This is a genomic window from Nocardia sp. CA-151230 (assembly GCF_050942175.1).
Classification (GTDB): Bacteria; Actinomycetota; Actinomycetes; order Mycobacteriales; family Mycobacteriaceae; genus Nocardia.
Map to the genome: position 1 here is coordinate 6,830,840 of NZ_CP192061.1, position 16,656 is coordinate 6,847,495.

Sequence of the window (16,656 nt, forward strand, 5' to 3'; positions counted from 1 at the left end):
CCCCTTCGTCCTCATCGCTGAACATCGGCCCCATCGAGCAGCCCGAGCTCGTCCCGATAGGGCAGCCCCGCCCAATCCCCCGGCACCGAGACCGCGAACGCGCCGCAGATGGACGCCAACCGCAAACGCTCCGACACAGATCCGCCGTCCAGCAGCCCGGCCAGATACCCGGCGACGAACGCGTCCCCGGCACCGATGGGATCGACCGAGGTCACCGGCACCGCATCCTCGCGGCGAAACGCCCCGCCGGCCCAGGCCACCGCCCCGTCGGTCCCGAGCTTGAGCACGATCTCCGAGGGGCCGTGGGCCGCAAGCGATTCGGCCGTGGACACCAGGTCTGCCGATGCCACGTCCGGGCCCGGCGGCGACGTGGTTCGTGCGCTCGACGGGAAGTCCGGCGAAACACGCCGGCCCGCGATGCTTTTCACCAGGACAGTCGGTGACGTCGAGCCGCCGGCCGGCACGTGTGAGCTCGCTGGGCCTCCACTCCGCAGGAGCAGGGCCGCCTCGTCGAGGCCGGCGAAGAGGATGTCGGCCCGCGATACCAGCTCGGTCAGCTCCGTGGCGGCCCGGGCGGGCGTCCACAGCGCACGGCGATAGTTGACATCCAGGGACACCGGCACGCCCGCATCGACCGCGATGTCGACGGCCGAATCCACTGCGGCACGCGCCGAATCACTAAGGGCGGGAGTGATTCCTGTGATGTGCAGGACGCCCGCAGCGGCGATCCGGACGGTGTCGACCTCGTCCACCGACAAGTGGGAACCCGCCAGCCCGCGCCGGTAGTAGGTGACCCGGGTCCGATCGGCCGTGCGGCGTTCGCGCAGCATCAGCGCGGTGGGTAGTTCCGGATCGATGCGGCAGTGTGACACGTCGACCTGCTCGGCCCGCAACCGTTCCAGGATCATCCGGCCCACGGCGTCCGCGCCCAGACTGCCGATCCAGGCGCTCTCGTGCCCCAGCCGCCGCACACCGACCGCGACGGTGGCCTCCGCCCCGGCGAAGTCCATCCGCATGGGCGCGCCGGGGGCCAGCGGACCGGGGTCGGTCGCCGCCACCACGCCGAGCGCCTCCCCGAGCGTTACCAGTCCGCCCCTCATGACAGCTGGTCCCGAACGACGAGCACGCGCTCCCGCAGCGCGTCGAGATCGCCACCGGCACAAGCGTCCCCGATGAGCGGCGATCCGATCCCCAGTGCCGCGGCCCCCGCATCCAGATACGCGCGGACCGCACCGAGCCCGATCCCGCCGGTGGGCACCAGCGGAATATCGGGCAGCGGCGCACGAACAGCCTCGATGTACCCCGGCCCGCCCACGGCGGCCGGAAAGACCTTGACCATGGCGCTGCCCGCCGTCCACGCGCGATGAATCTCGGTGGGCGTGAACGCACCCGAGACCACCGGCACACCGAGTCGACGGCCCTCGGCGATCACCTCGGCGATCACCGCCGGAGTGATCAGGTACGCCGCACCCGCCTCGACCGCGAGCGCCGCATCCTTCGCGGTGAGCACGGTGCCCACTCCGACCGGATGCGCGAACCCCACGCATTCACGGACGGCATCCAACGCCCCGGTGGACGTCAGCGTGAATTCCACCGCGGTGATACCGGATTCGTGCAGCACGGCGGTCACCTCGGCGAACCTGTCGGCGGTCGGCGCGCGCAGAATCGCGATGACCGGAATCTCCGGCCGCAACGGGTCGACGGATGTCGGATTCGCACGCGGTGTCTCATCGGCCATCGACGGAGACCAGCCTTTCATCTGCGAACGGCGTCGACGGCAGGCCGGTCACTCCGGGGACGCAGGCGAACAGCCGGCCCGCATGGGGTTCTCGTGCGGCTCGGTCCTCCGCCGCGGTGGTTATCACCAGAACATCCAGGTCGGGTCCGGCGAAGGCGCAGCTCGAGACCTGGGAGGGGCCGACTTCGACCGTGGTGTGGAGGTTGCCGTAGGGGTCGAAGGCACGGACTTGTCCCGCACCCCAGACGGCGATCCAGACGTTGCCGTCGGCGTCCACGGTCAGGCCGTCCGGTTCGCCGTCGGGGAAGTGCGCGAATGGCCTGCTCTCGCCGAGGGTCCCGGTGTCGAGGTCGTAGTCGAACACGTCCACGCGGTGGGTGGGGCTGTCCGCGTAGTAGAGGGTGCGGCCGTCGCGGCTCCAGCCGAGACCGTTGGAGATGGTCACGCCGGTGCGGACGGTGGTCAGAGTGCCGTCGGAGTCGAGGCGGTAGAGGCCGGCGCTGCCCACCCCGTCGCCGGATTCGGCCATGGTGCCCGCGAGCAATCGGCCACGCGGGTCGACCTTGGCATCGTTCAGGCGGCGGCGTACCCCGTCGTCCGGCATGGGCAGGGTGACGACCGGACCGAGCGGCTGATCCACGCGGAAGATGGTGTCTCCCACCGTCGCCAGCAGCCCTCCGGAGGTGCACGGCAGTACCGCGCTGACCGGTGGGTCGAGGCTGATCGTCGCGGAGAGAACGAGGTCGGGGGTGTCGGTGGTGAGAGTGGCGCGGTGGATGTGGCCGCCGCGGATGTCCACCCACAGCAGTTCCCCGGTGCGCGGGTCCCAGACGGGACCTTCACACAGTCGGCCGGGCGGGGGTGCGCACACGTGTGCCCTGAGGGTTCTCATGGTGAGCTCCGGCCCGCTATGTCGGCAGTCCGACGGCACGTTCGCCGCTGCGCCGCTGTTGGATCACCACGGCCGCGACCAGCAGCGAGCCCTGGGCGACGTTCTGCCAGAACGTATTGACTCCCACCACGTTCAGGCCGTTGTCCAGCGCGCCGAGCAGAATGACCGCGAGCAGCGTGCCGCCGACCGTGCCCTTGCCGCCCTTGAGGGCGCAGCCGCCCAGCGCAGCCGCGGTGATCGCCTTGAGTTCGAGGCCCTCGCTACCGGAGACCGGCTGGCCGGAGCCGGTGCGGGCGGTCAGGATGATGCCCGCGATGGCCGCGACCACGCCCGCCAGCATGTACACCGCGATGAGGTACTTGTTGATGTTGATGCCGGAAAGTCGTGCGGCCGTGTCGTTTCCGCCGATGGCGTAGATATTGCGTCCGATGTCGGTGTACTTCAGCAGCACGTGCACGCCCAGCGCGACCAGGCCGAGGACGATCACCGGCACCGGCAGGCCGAGGATCTTGCCGCGCGCCAGGAAGATGAACACATCGTTGTCGAGGACGAAGCCCTGCGCCTTGCCGCCCGAGATCAATTGGGCCAGACCCTTGTACGCGGCCAGCGTGGCCAGGGTCGCGATGACAGGGTTGACCCGGCCGTAGACGATGATGATGCCGTTCGCCAGACCCAGCACCAATCCGACACCGATCGCGGCCAGGATCCCGGCGAAGGCGTTGCTCCCTGCCGAGGTGAAGGCCATCGCGCTGACGACCGAGGCGACACCCGCCTGCGAGCCGACCGAGATGTCCAGCGCGCCACAGATGATCACCACGGTCTGCACGACGGCGAGCAGCCCGAAAACCGTGACCGCGTCACCGATTCCGGCGATATTGCGCGGATCCAGGTAGCCGTCGTTGAGCCAGGCGAAGATCGCCACGACCACGACCAGCGCGCCGATCAGGCTGAGATTGCCGGTGCCGATGAACCGGATCGCCCGGCGCGGGGTGAGTGCGGTCAAACCGCCGAGGTAGCGGGCGAACAGCGGCGGTGGGGCGGAAACCGCGGCCTCCGTGTTCATTTCGATTCGTTGGTCGGTCATGATTTCCTAAGATCGCTGCGCGGTCGGGTCGTCGGCTCCCGCAATCTCGTCCGCGAGACCCATGGCGAGGGCGAGGATCGCCTCCTCGCCGGCGTCGGCGCGGTCCAGTTCGCCGGTGACGCGGCCCTGCTGCATGACGACGATGCGGTCGGCGAGGCCGAGGACTTCGGGGAGTTCCGAGGAGATGACCAGCACCGCTACGCCGGACTCGGCCAGTTCCTCGATGATGTGGTAGATCTCGATTTTCGCGCCCACGTCGACGCCCCGCGTGGGTTCGTCCAGGATGAGCACGCTGGGTTTGCGGGCCAGCCAGCGCGCCAGCACCACCTTCTGCTGATTGCCGCCGGAGAGCTTGCGCACCTCCTGCTCGATCGAGGGCGTCCGCACCCGCAGCGACTCGACGTACCGGAGAGCCAGCGCGCGTTCCGCACCGCGGCGCACGAAACGCCAGTGCCGCAGGCGATCCAGCATGGCGAGCGAAATATTGTCGCGCACACCGCGATGCAGCAGCAGCGCCTGCGCCTTGCGTTCCTCGGGCGCGTATCCCATTCCGGCCCTGACCGCGTCGCGTGGCTGGCGCAGCCGCACCCGGGTGCCATCGACCCGCACCTCCCCGGACCGGATCGGCAGGTCCCCGGCCAGCGCGCCCGCCAGCTCGGAGCGACCCGCGCCGACCAGCCCGGCCAGCGCCACCACCTCACCCGCACGCACCCGCAGGCTCACGTCACGCACATCGTCGGTGGTCACATGGTCCACCTCGAGCAGCACCCGCCCGAGTTCGGAATGCTTGCGCGCGAACACCGTCGAGAGATCCCGGCCGACCATCATCCGCACGATCTCCTGATCGTCGGTGTCGGCGGTGTCGCGGACACCGACCAGCGCGCCGTCCCGCAGCACGGCCACCCGGTCGGCCAGCTGGAAGATCTCCCGCATGCGGTGCGATACGTAGATGACCGCGAGGCCGCGGTCGCGCAGGCGGCCGATCAGCGCGAACAACGATTCGGTCTCGTGATCCGACAGCGAGGAGGTCGGTTCGTCGAAGGCGATGACCTTCGCGTCGGTGGTCAGCGCCCGCATGATCTCCACCAACTGCCGCTGTGCCGCAGTCAGTTTCGAGCCGAGCGTGTCCGGATCCAGATCCCGGTCGAAGCCGAGCCGGGCGAGATCGGCGCGAACGCGGGCCCGCAGTGCCGCACGATCCAGCAGTCGGCCCGCGCGGCGCGGCAGCGCGCCGAGATAGACGTTCTCGGCGACCGAGACGTGGGGCACGATCTCCGGTTCCTGGCCGATCACCCGGATGCCCGCGGCGCGCGCTGCCGCGGGACTCGCCAATTCCAGTGGCACACCGTCGAGTTCGAGGGTGCCGCTGTCGGGACGATGGTCACCGCCGAGGATCTTGATGAGCGTGGATTTCCCCGCGCCGTTCTCCCCCATCAACGCGGTCACCACTCCGGCGGGGAAGTCCAGGCTCACCTCGCGCAGCGCGGGCACGCCCGCGAAGCCTTTGGTGAGCCCGGAGACCCGCAGTCCCGTCAGCTGCACGTGACGCCTGCCTGCTGCCAGTTGGTGGCGTCCACCATCTTGGTCGGCGCGAAGGCCTCGGCGGGCATGGACTTTCCGTTCTTCAGGTAGTCGTACATGGTCTGTACGGCCAGCGCGCCGACATCCTTGCCATTGATGAACAGGGCCGCTTTGAAACCGGTGGGCTTGCCGCCGCGCCATTCCTTGCAGGCCAGGTACGCGCCGAGGCCGACGCCGAGCACATTGTCGGCGGAGTAGCCGGCGTTCTGGATGGCCGCGACACCGCCGCTGACGTTCTCGTCGTTGCAGCCCATGACGATCCAGTTCTTGACCGAGCGGTTGCCCGCGACGGTGGCGGAGATCTTGTTCTGCGCGTCCGACGGGGTGTTGTCGGTGCCGACCTCGATCACCTTGACGTCGGCGCCCGAAGCATCCTTGAAGGCCTTCTGATTCGCCTTCACCCGATCGGTGCAGACCGTCACGTCCTGCTTCCAGGCGTCGACGATCGCGGTGTCCTCCGCCTTCCAGCCCGCCTTCTTGAAGTCCTCGCCCGCGCGGGTGCCGACCTCGGTTCCCATTTGCGTGCCACTGAATCCGACACGCGGCACCAGATTGTCCTTGTTGCAGGAGGCCGGATCCGGGCCATTGGTGCAGACCTGATCGTCGGAGGTGAGCAGGGCGACGCCGCCCGATTTGGCCAGCTGCGCGACCTGCGGGCCGACCGAGGGATCCGGGACGACCACGATGACGCCATTGGCCTTCTGGTTCACCGCGTTCTGCACCTCGGTGACCGCCTTGTTGGCGTCATTGCCGAGGTTCACCACCTTCAGGTCGACGCCGAGTTCCTTGGCCTTGGCCTTGGCGCCGTCGGCCTCACCGATGAAGTACTCCTGGTCGCCTTGCTTCTGGGCATAGACGAGGTTGATGGTGCCCGAAGTGTGCTGCGGGCCTGTGTCGTTCGAGCCGGAATCCTTGCCCGACGAGCAGGCGGTCGCGGCCAGGGCCAGAGCGGCTCCGCAGACCAGCGCGCTGGTCCATCGGCGTCGGTGGGTCCAGGACATGAGCACTCCTAGGTGATCTGCCACACAGTAGGCATCGGTAGTGATGCCGGTTACAGTAGGACTTCGGATAACTGTTGTAAATACTGTTGGCAGAAGTAATCTCGGGCAGGGCTCGGGTATCTTCGCGGGCAGCAGCGAAAGGAGCGGGCGAGGCCGTGTACCAGTTGACCGCGCGGGATATCAGGCGCCGCAACAGGTTCTGCGTACTGCAGGCGGTGTACGCCGCGGCGGGGCACACCAGCCGGCAGGAGATCGCTCGAGCCACCGGGCTGTCGTTCGCGACGATCGGCAATATGATCGCCGAACTGCTCGAGGTGGGGGTGCTCGCCGAACTCGGCTACGAGGCAGCGGGAATCGGCAGGCCGCGCGCCCAGCTCGCCATCAATCCCGACCGCGGCAGGCTGATCGGCGTCGATATCGCCGAAACCAGCATCCACGTGGACGTTTTCGACCTCGCGATGTCGGTGCTGCGGTCGAGCGAGATCCCCGTCGATCCCGCCGCGACCACGCCGGACGACATCGTGGAGCTCATCGTGGAGGGCATCGACGAGGTCATCGCCGGCGATGCCGACAAGGTGCTCGGCATCGGCCTGAGCGTGCCCGGCCTGGTCGAACCCGAGACCGGGAAGTCGGTGTTCTCACCGTATTGGCACTGGCACGACGTCCCACTCAAAACCCTGCTCGAACAGCGGCTACCGTATCCCCTCTACCTGGACAATCCGCTCAAAGCCAGTACCGCAGCGCAACTCTGGTTCGGCGCCGGCCGCGATGTCGACGACCTCATCGTCGTCACCCTCCGCGCGGGCGTCGGCATCGGCGTCGTCATCGACGGCATGCTCTACCGCGGCGTCACCAACAGCGCCGGCGAATGGGGCCACACCAACCTGGTCCTCGACGGCCGGTCCTGCACCTGCGGCCGCAACGGCTGCGTCGAAGCCTATGTGAGCGCCCCCGGAATCGCCGCGACCCTGCGCGAAATCGACTCCGCGAGTGACCTTCTCGCCGGCGACGACGCCACCACCGTCGCGGCCGTCGCCACCGCCGCCGCCCGCGGCGACGAAACAGCCCACGCCGTAATCGAAAAGACCGGCCACTACCTGGGCGTAGCCATAGCCAACCTGGTCAACCTCTTCAACCCCCGCCGCATGGTCTTCGGCGACCTGGTCGCCCGCCAGCTCGGCACCCCACTGCTGGAAGCAACCCGCCGCGCCGCCGCCCACCACGCCATGTCCGACCCCTTCGCCGCAGTCACCCTCGAACTGGACACACTCCCCCACAACCCTTCCAGCCTCGGCGCGGCAACCTTCGCCCTGGAGGGATTCCTGGCCGACCGAGAAACTTTCGGCTCGGTAGCCGCCCGCCGAGCCCGACGAACCGACACCCCGCCCCTGACCACGGCCTGACCACGGCCGCACCCCGCCGTTGGCTACAGGCTCATGCCTCGGGTCGAGGCACGGTCAGAGATGGTCGATCTCGGTGAGATCGATGTCGATCTCGAACGGCACGGTCAGCTGAAGCCGATCGTGATGAATTCCGGTGAGCGCGTACGTACTTGTGGCCGGATCGAGCTCATAGACGTACACCACCGGGCGCCCGTCAACACTTTCGATGCGCCAGAAATGCGATATCCCCGCTCTGGCATACAGCTGAGGTTTGCGGTCTCGATCTCGTGTTCGCGATTCCGGCGAGACGATTTCGACGACCAGCACCACATCGTCGGCCTGGTATCCGGTGAGGCCGTGATCGCCGTCGCGATCTGCGCGTACGACGATCACGTCCGGCTCAGGGCGTTGGTCTCGGTCCAGGGTCACGGTCATCTCACCTCGGACCCGCATATCAGCTGGGACGTTCCGGCGCAGCCCTGCGTCGAGAAGGATGTTCGCCAAGCGGTGGAACTTCGCCTGCGGGCTGACGAAGACAAGGCTCCCGTCGATCAGCTCGGTGTGCGGCGGCAGGTCGGGCAAGCGGTCCAGATCCTCAGCGACGAATCCGCCCGGCGGCGGGCGCAACCACTGCGGAAACGGTTCGACGGTCATGTGTTCGAGAATGGCATCGAAAGCGCTGGTCCGGCGGGGTAGCCGAACATGACCGTGCGGGTCGCGGGGTCGGCCTCGGCAAGTCGCACTCGCACTGTCCCGCCTTCCGGGGGTGTGCCGGTGCACTTGGCGAGGACGGGTGGGTTAGCGATGAAGATTTCGGCGGGGCGGGTGGCGGCGGCTTCGCGGAGGACCACGGCGTCGAAGTCGGTGCCGAGGCGGGGGAACAGGACGGTGGCCTCGGTGAGGTCTACACAGGCGCGTTCGACCTTGCCGGCCATGGCATCGGTGCGGCGCATGGTGTCGGCGACAGCGGTGAGGTCGTCGCGGACCCAGTGCGGGACTTCGGTTTTCGCGCAGTGGGCCAGGCAGATCTCAGTGGCGTAGCGGTCGCCCAGACGGCGCAGGGGGGCGGTCACGTGGGCGTAGGGTGCGCCGATCGCGCTGTGCTGCAGGGCTTCCGGGGCCTGGCCGTTCAGGATGGTGTAGGACGCGCCGCGCAGCAGGCCGGTGGCCTCGGACATGAGCACCAGGGCGGCGGGAGTATTGCAGTCGAGTGTGGCCAGCATGCGGCCCGCGGACTCGTTCCGCGGCCAGGCCACCCCGACCGCGGCGGCGGTGTGGCGCATCGACTCGATGGCGGCCGGGGCGGGCGGTGGCATGGTGCGCAGCAAACCCACGTGATCGGGGTTGCCGGACCCGTTGGATTTATAGCCATCGAGCATGATTCGGGCCGCGCACATACCAGCCAGCAGGGAGACTTGTTCGTTCCAATCGTCGGCGGCGGTGCGCGGTTCGACGGCGAGTCGCCAATGGTCGATTCCGGTTTGCTCGCCGTCGCGCACCACGATCTGCGCCGGCAGCCGCAGGGTGATCGCACCGCGCTCGATTCCGGCGGCGATGCGCAGGCGGCCGAACTCGGGCAGCGCCGCGAGGGACGGGTGCAGGCGGCCGGCGTCGGCGTCGGCCTGCACACCCTGATAGTCGAGGCGGGCACGGGAGCGCACCAGGGCGCGCGTCACCGTGTAACGCACGGGCTCGGCGTGCGCGTCGCATTCGATGGTCCACAGCGCGACCGGGCGATCCACGCCGGGCAGCAGGCTGGCGCGGCCCTCGGACAGCACCGGCGGGTGCAGCGGGACGGTGCCGTCGGGAAAGTAGAAGGTCTGGCCGCGGGCCAGGGATTCGCGGGCCAGTTGCCCGCCGGGGACGACCACCGCGGCCACATCGGCGATGGCGTAGTAGAGCAGGAATCCGCCGACCGGCGTGCGCTCCAGATACAGCGCCTGATCCAGATCCATGGCGCCGGGGGGATCAATGGTGACCAGCGGAATCTCCCGCCGATCGGCCCGGGCACCCGCGAACGCGTCCACCGCGTCGCGGGCCTCCGAGACGGCCCCGGACGGGTAGTCCGAGGCCAATCCGAACTCGGTTCGGACGGCGCCGAAGTCCACCGGCGCCGACACGATCCGCTGATGCAGTTCCACTGCGGAGACTGTCCCTACTGCAGGGCCAGCATGGTGCCGTTCAGCTCGTTGAACGGACCGTACACGGTGAACACCACGCGGCCGTCCGGGTACTGGGACGACATCGCGGCCGCCGAGTCCAGAGCCTCCCCGAAGGACGCGGCCGACGGATGCGGCAGGCCCGCGATCGCCTGCCCGATGTGGGTCTGAGCCACCCACACCGTGTCCGCGGGGGTGAGATCGACCTGCACCCCACCCGGCAGCGGGGTCACGGTGGCCGCCGAGGCGGAACCGGCACCCAGCACAGCGGTAGCGGCGGCAGCGAGAAGTGCACCGACTGCCAGTTTGCGAGCAATTCGCATGTAGACGAGACCTGCTTTCCGACGTTTGTTGAGCCCTTCGCCCCGTTGCGGACCGCAACGGAACTTTCCAACGCGCAACACTTTATGACGTCGATCACGTTCGGTGCCAGTTCAGAGCAGATAACCCGCTCGACACGCCGAGCCGCGCCGCTACACGCCGTGTGGCGCGCCGCAATTCTCATCCAACCCGTCGGTCTGCGCACGCGAACGGGAGGGCGGCGTCGCTCACGCCGCCCTCCCGCCGGCCATTTCCCCGCCCGTGGTCGCGGGGTCTACTTTCCGCGCAGCCCGTCCGGGAACTTGGCGCTGAAGAGCTTGAATCCGTATGCGATACCGAACAGCACCACGATGGCCGCCGGCTGAATCAGACCCGCCATGGTTGTTTCCTCACCTCTTGCCGCCGGACGCGCACGGACCCGGTGCCCGCGCTACGCCGACTCCTCACCGCGGCCGGTGTCCCCGGCCGCGTTCGTCTTCGCCGGCGCACCGGGCTGTTCCAGCGCCGCCAGGGCCTCGCGGATGCCGGGCTGAGCGAGCGCCGCCATCAGCTCGCCGAGGGCGGCGGGCTCCAGGGCCGACTGCTCGGCGACCGGCTGCTCGGGCGCCGCTTCCGACCCGGCCGCCGCGACGGGTGCATGCCCGCTGCGTTCCAGGAAGCGCAGCAGTTCCACCGGGAACGGCAGCACCAGGGTCGAATTCTTTTCCGCCGCAACCTGAACCACGGTTTCGAGGAAGCGCAATTGCAGAGCGGCCGGAGCGTGGGCCATATTGGCCGCGGCCGCCGCCAGCTTCTCCGACGCCTGCAGCTCGCCCTGGGCGGAGATGATGCGGGCGCGGCGTTCGCGTTCGGCCTCGGCCTGGCGAGACATGGAGCGCTTCAAGGCATCCGGTAGCGCGACGTCCTTGATCTCGACGCGATCGATGTGCACGCCCCAGTTGATGGCCGGACTGTCGATCATGAGTTCCAGGCCCTTGTTGAGCTGCTCGCGATTGGACAGCAGATCATCCAGTTCGCTCTTGCCGATGATGGAACGCAGCGACGTCTGCGCCACCTGCGCGACCGCGAACAGATAGTCCTGCACCTCGATCAGCGCACGCATGGGATCGATGACCCGGAAGTAGACGACCGCATCCACCCGGACGGTCACATTGTCACGCGTGATCCCCTCCTGCGCGGGCACCGGCATGGTGATCACCTGCATGGAGACCTTCTGCATCTTGTCCACGCCCGGAATCAGCAGCCGCATCCCCGGCTCTCGCACCGCTCGCACCCGCCCCAGCCGGAATACCACCCCTTTTTCGTACTGCGTGACCACCCGTACCCCGGCCGCGAGTCCGATACCGGCGATCACCGCAAAGGCGGCGAGCCACCCCACCAACAGATACAGAACATCCATTGTTCGCTCCGCGAAACTATTTTCGCTCCACCGGAAATCCGATGGCGTGCCTCCATCATGGCACCGGAAGATCGCCCCCGCTGTGTCTATCTGCCTCCGCTTCGCTCCGGGCGGTTCGCGGCCCGGCTCGATTCTGGACTGCGCCCCGCCTCCCCGCCGCTTGGAGCGGAGGCGGGAACGAAGCGGAGGAGGGAAGAAGCGAGCTTCCGGCTCCATAGACCTGTGCCTTGGCCGCGAACCCGCCGGAGCGGAGCGCAGGCCAAAAATACGGGCGGACGAGTCGGTCTGTAAGCCGGATCCTGTCCCCGGTGGTTACCCACCGGGTGGCGACCATCCATCTGGACACACCGTTGCCGGGTGCCTCGAGCGGTCCACCCGCAGGCTCGGGCGAGCAGCCCTCGAACACCTGCGCAGCCGCACTCTCGCGAGTGCGGCCTTCGACCTTGCTCCGGGCGGGGTTTACCGAGCCGCGCCGGTCACCCGGCACGCTGGTGCGCTCTTACCGCACCGTTTCACCCTTACCGGCGGTGCACTTCTCGCGAAGTGCGTCCCACCGGCGGTCTGTTTTCTGTGGCACTGTCCCGCGGGTTGCCCCGGGTTGCCGTTAACAACCGCCCTGCTCTCCGGAGTCCGGACTTTCCTCGGCGAAAGGCGGCGGCACATGCGTGCCCGTTCCCTTCGCCGCGGCCGCCCGACCGACTCGTCCGCGGCCACCAGGGTACGGTAGGGCCCCATGGAGCGTGTGGAGGTGGGGTTCCCTTCGGGTGGCGAGCAGTGCGCCGCATGGCTGTATCTCCCGGATGGACCGCCCAAGCCGCGCCCGCTGGTGGTCATGGGTCACGGGCTGGGGGCGGACCGGGAAATGGGGTTGGACCGGTATGCGCGGCGGTTCGCGTCGGTGGGAATCGCGGCCCTGGCCTTCGACTATCGGCATTTCGGGGCCAGCGGCGGTGAGCCCCGGCAGGTGATCAACATCGCCCGGCAGCGCGCGGACTGGCATGCGGCCATCGCCTTCGCCCGCACCGTCCGGGGGATCGATGCCACGCGAATCGCGCTGTGGGGCAGTTCTTTCGGTGGCGGGCACGTGCTGGCGGTCGCGCCCGAAGATCACTACATCGCGGCCGTGGTGGCGCAGTGCCCGTTCACCAGCGGCTGGTCCTCGGCGCTGGTGAAGGGGCCGATCAGCCTGCTCAAGACCGGCACGCTGGCGGTCACGGATCAGGTTGTGGGACCGATCATCCGGCGCCCCATCAATGCCCGGCTGGCGGGCAAGAAGCATTCCGCGGCGCTGATGAGCGCCGCCGACGTGCCGGCCGGTTTCGGCCGCCTGGCCGAGGAGAGCGGGCAGTATCGGCCCAAGGTGGCGGCCCGCGTCGGCCTGTCGACGCTCTTCGACAATCCCATCCGGCACGTCAAGGACATCAAAGCGCCAGTGCTGTACGCGATCTGCGACAACGACTCGGTGGCCCCGGCCGGACCGACGCTCAAGGCCGCGGAGCGCACCAAGCACGCCACCGTGAAGCGTTACCCCATCGGGCATTTCGAGATCTATTTCGACGACTGGTTCGAGAAGGCCGTCTACGACCAGACCGAATTCCTGATGGCCACGCTGCGTCCCTGAACCCGAACCCCGGTGGGGCGCAGGGATTTCAGAGGTACGAGGTGTCGTTGACCAGGCGCACCGAGGAACCGCCGTCCGGATAGAACTCGGCAATGGACAGCGACGCCAGATCCAGGTGCAGCCGATACAGCAGCGAGGGCCCCACCCCGAGCGCCAGCTGCAGCAGCGTCTTGATCGGCGTGACATGGCTGACCACAAGCACATTCGCGCCCGGATACAACGCCACCAGATCCCGCCGCACCGCCTCGACCCGCTCCCGCACCTGGTCGAAGCTCTCGCCCCCGGGCGCCGGAATCGACGGATCCCCCAGCCAGCGGCCGTGCAGCTCGGGATCCCGCTCGCGGGCCTCCGGGAAGGTCAGCCCTTCCCACGCGCCGAAATCCGTCTCGGTCAACCCCTCCAGCACCCGCACCGGCAGTCCGAGCGCCCGGCCCGCCGCCTCGGCGGTCTCCTCGGCCCGCCCCAGCGGGGAGCACACGATCGCCTCGATCCCGCCCTTGCGCGCCAGCATGGCCGCCGCGTTGGCCGCCTGCTCCCGCCCGAGCTCGGTCAGCGCCGGATTTCCTCGCCCCGAATACCGCCGCTGCACAGAGAGTTCCGTCTGCCCGTGCCGGAGCAGCAACAGCCGCGTCGGCCGTCCCACGGCACCGGTCCATCCGGGCGAGTGCGCGGTGCTCGCCGCGGCAGACCCGCCGGCTTCCGGCACTTCGACGACACCGCCTGCGACCGCTGCGGCGATTTCCCCTACCGCCGAACCGCTTTCGACCGCTGCGGCACCGGCGGCCCGGTCGTTCGCCAGCGCGGTGCGGACTTCGGCGACCGTATCGGCGTCGTCCATGGCCTCGTTGGCCAGGCGGTCGGCGTGCGAGTTCTCCTTGCGCGGAATCCAGGTGAAGCTCACCCGATCGAACCCGGCGACCAGCCGCCGCGCCCGATCGGCCAGCGGAATCATGGCCTCGTGCTTCACCTTCCACCGCCCGGACATCTGCTCCACGACCAGCTTGGAGTCCATCCGCACGGAAACCTCACGCGCACCGAGTTCCGCCGCGGCTTCCAAACCGGCTATCAGCCCGCGATATTCGGCGACATTGTTGGTGGTGACCCCGAGGAACTCCGTGCGCTCGGCCAGCACCCGCACCCGCTCGGCATCCCACACCACCGCGCCGTAACCGGCAGGCCCCGGGTTGCCGCGCGACCCGCCGTCGGCCTCGACGATCACCATGTCCACCAACGCTGTTCACCTTCCGTGCCGGTCTGAAACTCCGCCTCGGACCGCCTCCCGGCTCGCTGCGTCGGGCTGCGAGCCGCCTTACCGTGTGCCGACGCCGCGGGCATGTGGATGCCGCGCGACCGCCTGCGCGTGGCCTCGAATCAGAGCCCGGACTGCTTGGTGCGCACCAGGATCGCGCCGCATTCGGGGCAGCGGACCACCACGTCGGGGGCGGTCTGGGAGATGCGGGAGATCTCGCCGCGGTCGAGTTCGATGCGGCAGGCGCCGCAGCGGCGGGCCTGGAGAAGGGCGGCGCCGACGCCGTAGGTGGTGCGCTGCTTGTCGTAGGCGGCGAGCAGCTCAGCGGGGAAGGAGTTGGTGAGGGCGACGCGGTCGGAATCGCAGCGCTGCTGGGCGACGTCCAGGTCGGCGACCGCGTCGTCGCGGCGGCGCTCGGCGTCGACCAGGTCGGCCTCGGCCTGGTCCAGGTTGGCGCCGGCGTGGTCGTGGTCGGCGGCGGCGGCCTCGCGGCGCTCCATCACCTCGATGAGGTCGTCCTCGAGGACCTTGCGGCGGCGTTCCAGGCTGCCCAGTTCGTGCTGCAGTTCGGAGAGCTGCTTGGCCGCGACCGACCCGGCGGTGAGCATGCCGCGGTCGCGGTCCTCGCGCTTGCGGACGGCGTCGATCTCGCCCTCCAGCTTGCGGATGTCGCGGTCCAGGTCGTCGATGAGGATCTCGACCTTCACCGCCGCGTCCTTGCGGGTGGTGCGCTCACCTTCCAGCCGCGCCACCTCCTGCTGCTCGGGCAGCACCTTGCGGCGATGCTCGATCCGTGTCAGCTCGGCATCGACAGCGGCGAGGTCGAGCAGCTTGGCCTGGATCGATGGTTCGGCATTCAACGCGAAGGTCTCCTGGACGCTCTGGACGAGTAAGACTCCCACCGTACCGTGTTCAATTTGCCCTACGCGTCGCTCCGGGCTGGTTCGCGGCCCCGAAGTCTCGATTCTTCCCTCCTCCGCTCCTCCGCTTCGCTCCCGCCTCCGCTCCAAGCGCGGGGAGGCGGAGCGCAGTCCAGAATCGAGACGGCCGCCAACCCAAAAGGCCTGATCAGCAGCCGGCCGCGCCGAGGGTCCACGGGTCGGTGCGCAGCGTCGAGACGCGGGTCTCGAGGCCGGGCCGTGCGGCGCGCACCACACCTTCCGCCTGCGCGCACCAGGGGAACTCGGTGGCCCAGTGGGCGGCGTCGATCAGGGCCGGGCCGCCCGCGCGCAGGTGCTCGTCGGCCGGGTGGTGGCGCAGGTCGGAGGTCACGTAGGCATCGACGCCGAGGCGAGAAACCTTGCCCAGGAACGAATCTCCCGCGCCGCCGCACACCGCGACGGTGCGGATGACGCGGTCCGGGTCCCCCGCGGCGCGCACGCCCCAGGTGGTGGCGGGCAGGCCGGCGCGGACGCGAGCGGTGAACTCGCGCAGGGTTTCCGGGGCGGGCAGCTCGCCGACGCGGCCGATGCCCAGGCCGGAAGGCAGCACGGCGCGCTCGGTCACGTGATAGAAGGGTTCCTCGTACGGATGCGCGGCCCGGAGGGCGGCCAGCATGGCGGCGCGACGGGACGGCGGGGCGACCACCTCGAGCCGGTCCTCGGAAACCTCGTGCAGCTCACCGACCGCACCCAGGGCCGGATTCGCGCCGTCGAGCGGCCGGAACTGTCCGGTGCCGGCGACCGTCCACGCCGCGTCGGAGTAGGTCCCGCTGCTGCCCGCACCCGCGGCGAACAGGGCGTCGAGCACTTCGTCACGGTGCGTGACGGGCACCGCCACCACCCATTTGTCCAGGGCGGTCCAGGGTTTCGGATCCAGCGGCCCGGTCACGGTCAGCCCGATGGCGTGCGCGAGCGCGTCCGAGACCCCGGGGTCGGCGGAGTCGGCATTGGTGTGGGCGGTGAACAGCGCGCATCCGGAGCGGATGAGCCGGTGCAACAGCGCGCCTTTCGGCGTACTGGCCGCGACGGTGTCCACGCCGCGCAGCAGCAGCGGATGGTGCACGACCAGCGCCTGCGCACCCCACTCGATCGCCTCGTCCACGACCGCGGCGGTGGCGTCGACCGCGAACAGCACGCGCGACACCGGCTCGTCCGGATCACCGGCGACCAGCCCCACCGAATCCCAGGATTCGGCCAGCCCGGGCGGGTACGCCGCATCCAGTGTCGCCATGAGATCCGCCAGCCGCACCGTCGTCACCACAACCGAACCTCCTGTTCGCTCACCAGC

At 69.2% G+C, this 16,656-nt stretch carries 15 protein-coding genes and 1 other RNA gene; 2 read left to right on the forward strand and 14 right to left on the reverse strand.

The window, feature by feature from the left end; translation table 11 throughout:
* Positions 1 to 11: 11 nt before the first annotated feature.
* The 6 genes from ACQP1O_RS32220 to ACQP1O_RS32245 are packed head-to-tail and all read right to left on the reverse strand — an operon-like array spanning position 12 to position 6,296.
* Positions 12 to 1,100, reverse strand: a complete 1,089-nt coding sequence (locus tag ACQP1O_RS32220) for a sugar kinase (RefSeq protein WP_433562147.1) — start codon at positions 1,098 to 1,100, stop codon at positions 12 to 14.
* Positions 1,097 to 1,738 (reverse strand): bifunctional 4-hydroxy-2-oxoglutarate aldolase/2-dehydro-3-deoxy-phosphogluconate aldolase, encoded by a 642-nt coding sequence (locus ACQP1O_RS32225; RefSeq protein WP_433562148.1) that lies wholly within the window; start codon positions 1,736 to 1,738, stop codon positions 1,097 to 1,099. Before ACQP1O_RS32225 ends, ACQP1O_RS32220 begins: the two co-directional genes overlap by 4 nt.
* Positions 1,728 to 2,630 (reverse strand): SMP-30/gluconolactonase/LRE family protein, encoded by a 903-nt coding sequence (locus tag ACQP1O_RS32230; RefSeq protein ID WP_433562149.1) that lies wholly within the window; start codon positions 2,628 to 2,630, stop codon positions 1,728 to 1,730. Before ACQP1O_RS32230 ends, ACQP1O_RS32225 begins: the two co-directional genes overlap by 11 nt.
* Before the next feature lie 16 nt (positions 2,631 to 2,646).
* The gene (locus ACQP1O_RS32235; RefSeq protein WP_433562150.1) at positions 2,647 to 3,714 is read right to left on the reverse strand and encodes an ABC transporter permease; all 1,068 of its coding nucleotides are present in this window, start codon (positions 3,712 to 3,714) and stop codon (positions 2,647 to 2,649) included.
* Between the two features lie 6 nt (positions 3,715 to 3,720).
* Positions 3,721 to 5,256 (reverse strand): sugar ABC transporter ATP-binding protein, encoded by a 1,536-nt coding sequence (locus ACQP1O_RS32240; RefSeq protein ID WP_433562151.1) that lies wholly within the window; start codon positions 5,254 to 5,256, stop codon positions 3,721 to 3,723.
* Positions 5,247 to 6,296 (reverse strand): substrate-binding domain-containing protein, encoded by a 1,050-nt coding sequence (locus ACQP1O_RS32245; protein ID WP_433562152.1) that lies wholly within the window; start codon positions 6,294 to 6,296, stop codon positions 5,247 to 5,249. Before ACQP1O_RS32245 ends, ACQP1O_RS32240 begins: the two co-directional genes overlap by 10 nt.
* Before the next feature lie 155 nt (positions 6,297 to 6,451).
* Here ACQP1O_RS32245 and ACQP1O_RS32250 point away from each other — a divergent pair, with 155 nt between their 5' ends.
* Positions 6,452 to 7,699, forward strand: a complete 1,248-nt coding sequence (locus tag ACQP1O_RS32250) for an ROK family protein (RefSeq protein WP_433562153.1) — start codon at positions 6,452 to 6,454, stop codon at positions 7,697 to 7,699.
* Between the two features lie 54 nt (positions 7,700 to 7,753).
* Here the strand turns inward: ACQP1O_RS32250 and ACQP1O_RS32255 are convergent, their stop codons facing one another.
* From ACQP1O_RS32255 to rnpB, 5 genes are all read right to left on the reverse strand, one after another.
* Positions 7,754 to 8,332 carry a Uma2 family endonuclease gene (locus tag ACQP1O_RS32255; RefSeq protein ID WP_433562154.1) on the reverse strand — a complete coding sequence of 193 codons (579 nt, stop codon included), beginning with the start codon at positions 8,330 to 8,332 and terminating at the stop codon, positions 7,754 to 7,756.
* Positions 8,329 to 9,819: an RNB domain-containing ribonuclease gene (locus tag ACQP1O_RS32260; RefSeq protein WP_433562155.1), complete on the reverse strand. Its 1,491-nt coding sequence runs from the start codon at positions 9,817 to 9,819 to the stop codon at positions 8,329 to 8,331. The genes ACQP1O_RS32255 and ACQP1O_RS32260 overlap by 4 nt, the downstream gene beginning before the upstream one ends.
* 14 nt (positions 9,820 to 9,833) lie before the next feature.
* Entirely contained in the window at positions 9,834 to 10,160 is a 327-nt protein-coding gene (locus ACQP1O_RS32265) for a hypothetical protein (protein WP_354838327.1), read from the reverse strand.
* Between the two features lie 428 nt (positions 10,161 to 10,588).
* Positions 10,589 to 11,557, reverse strand: a complete 969-nt coding sequence (locus ACQP1O_RS32270; protein WP_433562156.1) for an SPFH domain-containing protein — start codon at positions 11,555 to 11,557, stop codon at positions 10,589 to 10,591.
* Positions 11,558 to 11,829: 272 nt separating this feature from the next.
* An RNA gene (rnpB, locus tag ACQP1O_RS32275) (RNase P RNA component class A) lies at positions 11,830 to 12,260 on the reverse strand.
* Positions 12,261 to 12,290: 30 nt separating this feature from the next.
* Between rnpB and ACQP1O_RS32280 the strand changes: the two genes are divergently transcribed.
* Positions 12,291 to 13,178 carry an alpha/beta hydrolase gene (locus ACQP1O_RS32280; protein WP_433562157.1) on the forward strand — a complete coding sequence of 296 codons (888 nt, stop codon included), beginning with the start codon at positions 12,291 to 12,293 and terminating at the stop codon, positions 13,176 to 13,178.
* Between the two features lie 28 nt (positions 13,179 to 13,206).
* Here the strand turns inward: ACQP1O_RS32280 and ACQP1O_RS32285 are convergent, their stop codons facing one another.
* The 3 genes from ACQP1O_RS32285 to ACQP1O_RS32295 all read right to left on the reverse strand — a co-directional run bounded on the left by ACQP1O_RS32285 (position 13,207) and on the right by ACQP1O_RS32295 (position 16,626).
* Complete coding sequence (locus ACQP1O_RS32285) at positions 13,207 to 14,400, reverse strand: bifunctional RNase H/acid phosphatase (protein ID WP_433567867.1); 1,194 nt, start codon at positions 14,398 to 14,400, stop codon at positions 13,207 to 13,209.
* Between the two features lie 149 nt (positions 14,401 to 14,549).
* The gene (locus ACQP1O_RS32290) at positions 14,550 to 15,287 is read right to left on the reverse strand and encodes a zinc ribbon domain-containing protein (RefSeq protein ID WP_433567868.1); all 738 of its coding nucleotides are present in this window, start codon (positions 15,285 to 15,287) and stop codon (positions 14,550 to 14,552) included.
* Between the two features lie 208 nt (positions 15,288 to 15,495).
* Positions 15,496 to 16,626, reverse strand: a complete 1,131-nt coding sequence (locus ACQP1O_RS32295) for a Nif3-like dinuclear metal center hexameric protein (protein WP_433567869.1) — start codon at positions 16,624 to 16,626, stop codon at positions 15,496 to 15,498.
* Positions 16,627 to 16,656: the final 30 nt, after the last annotated feature.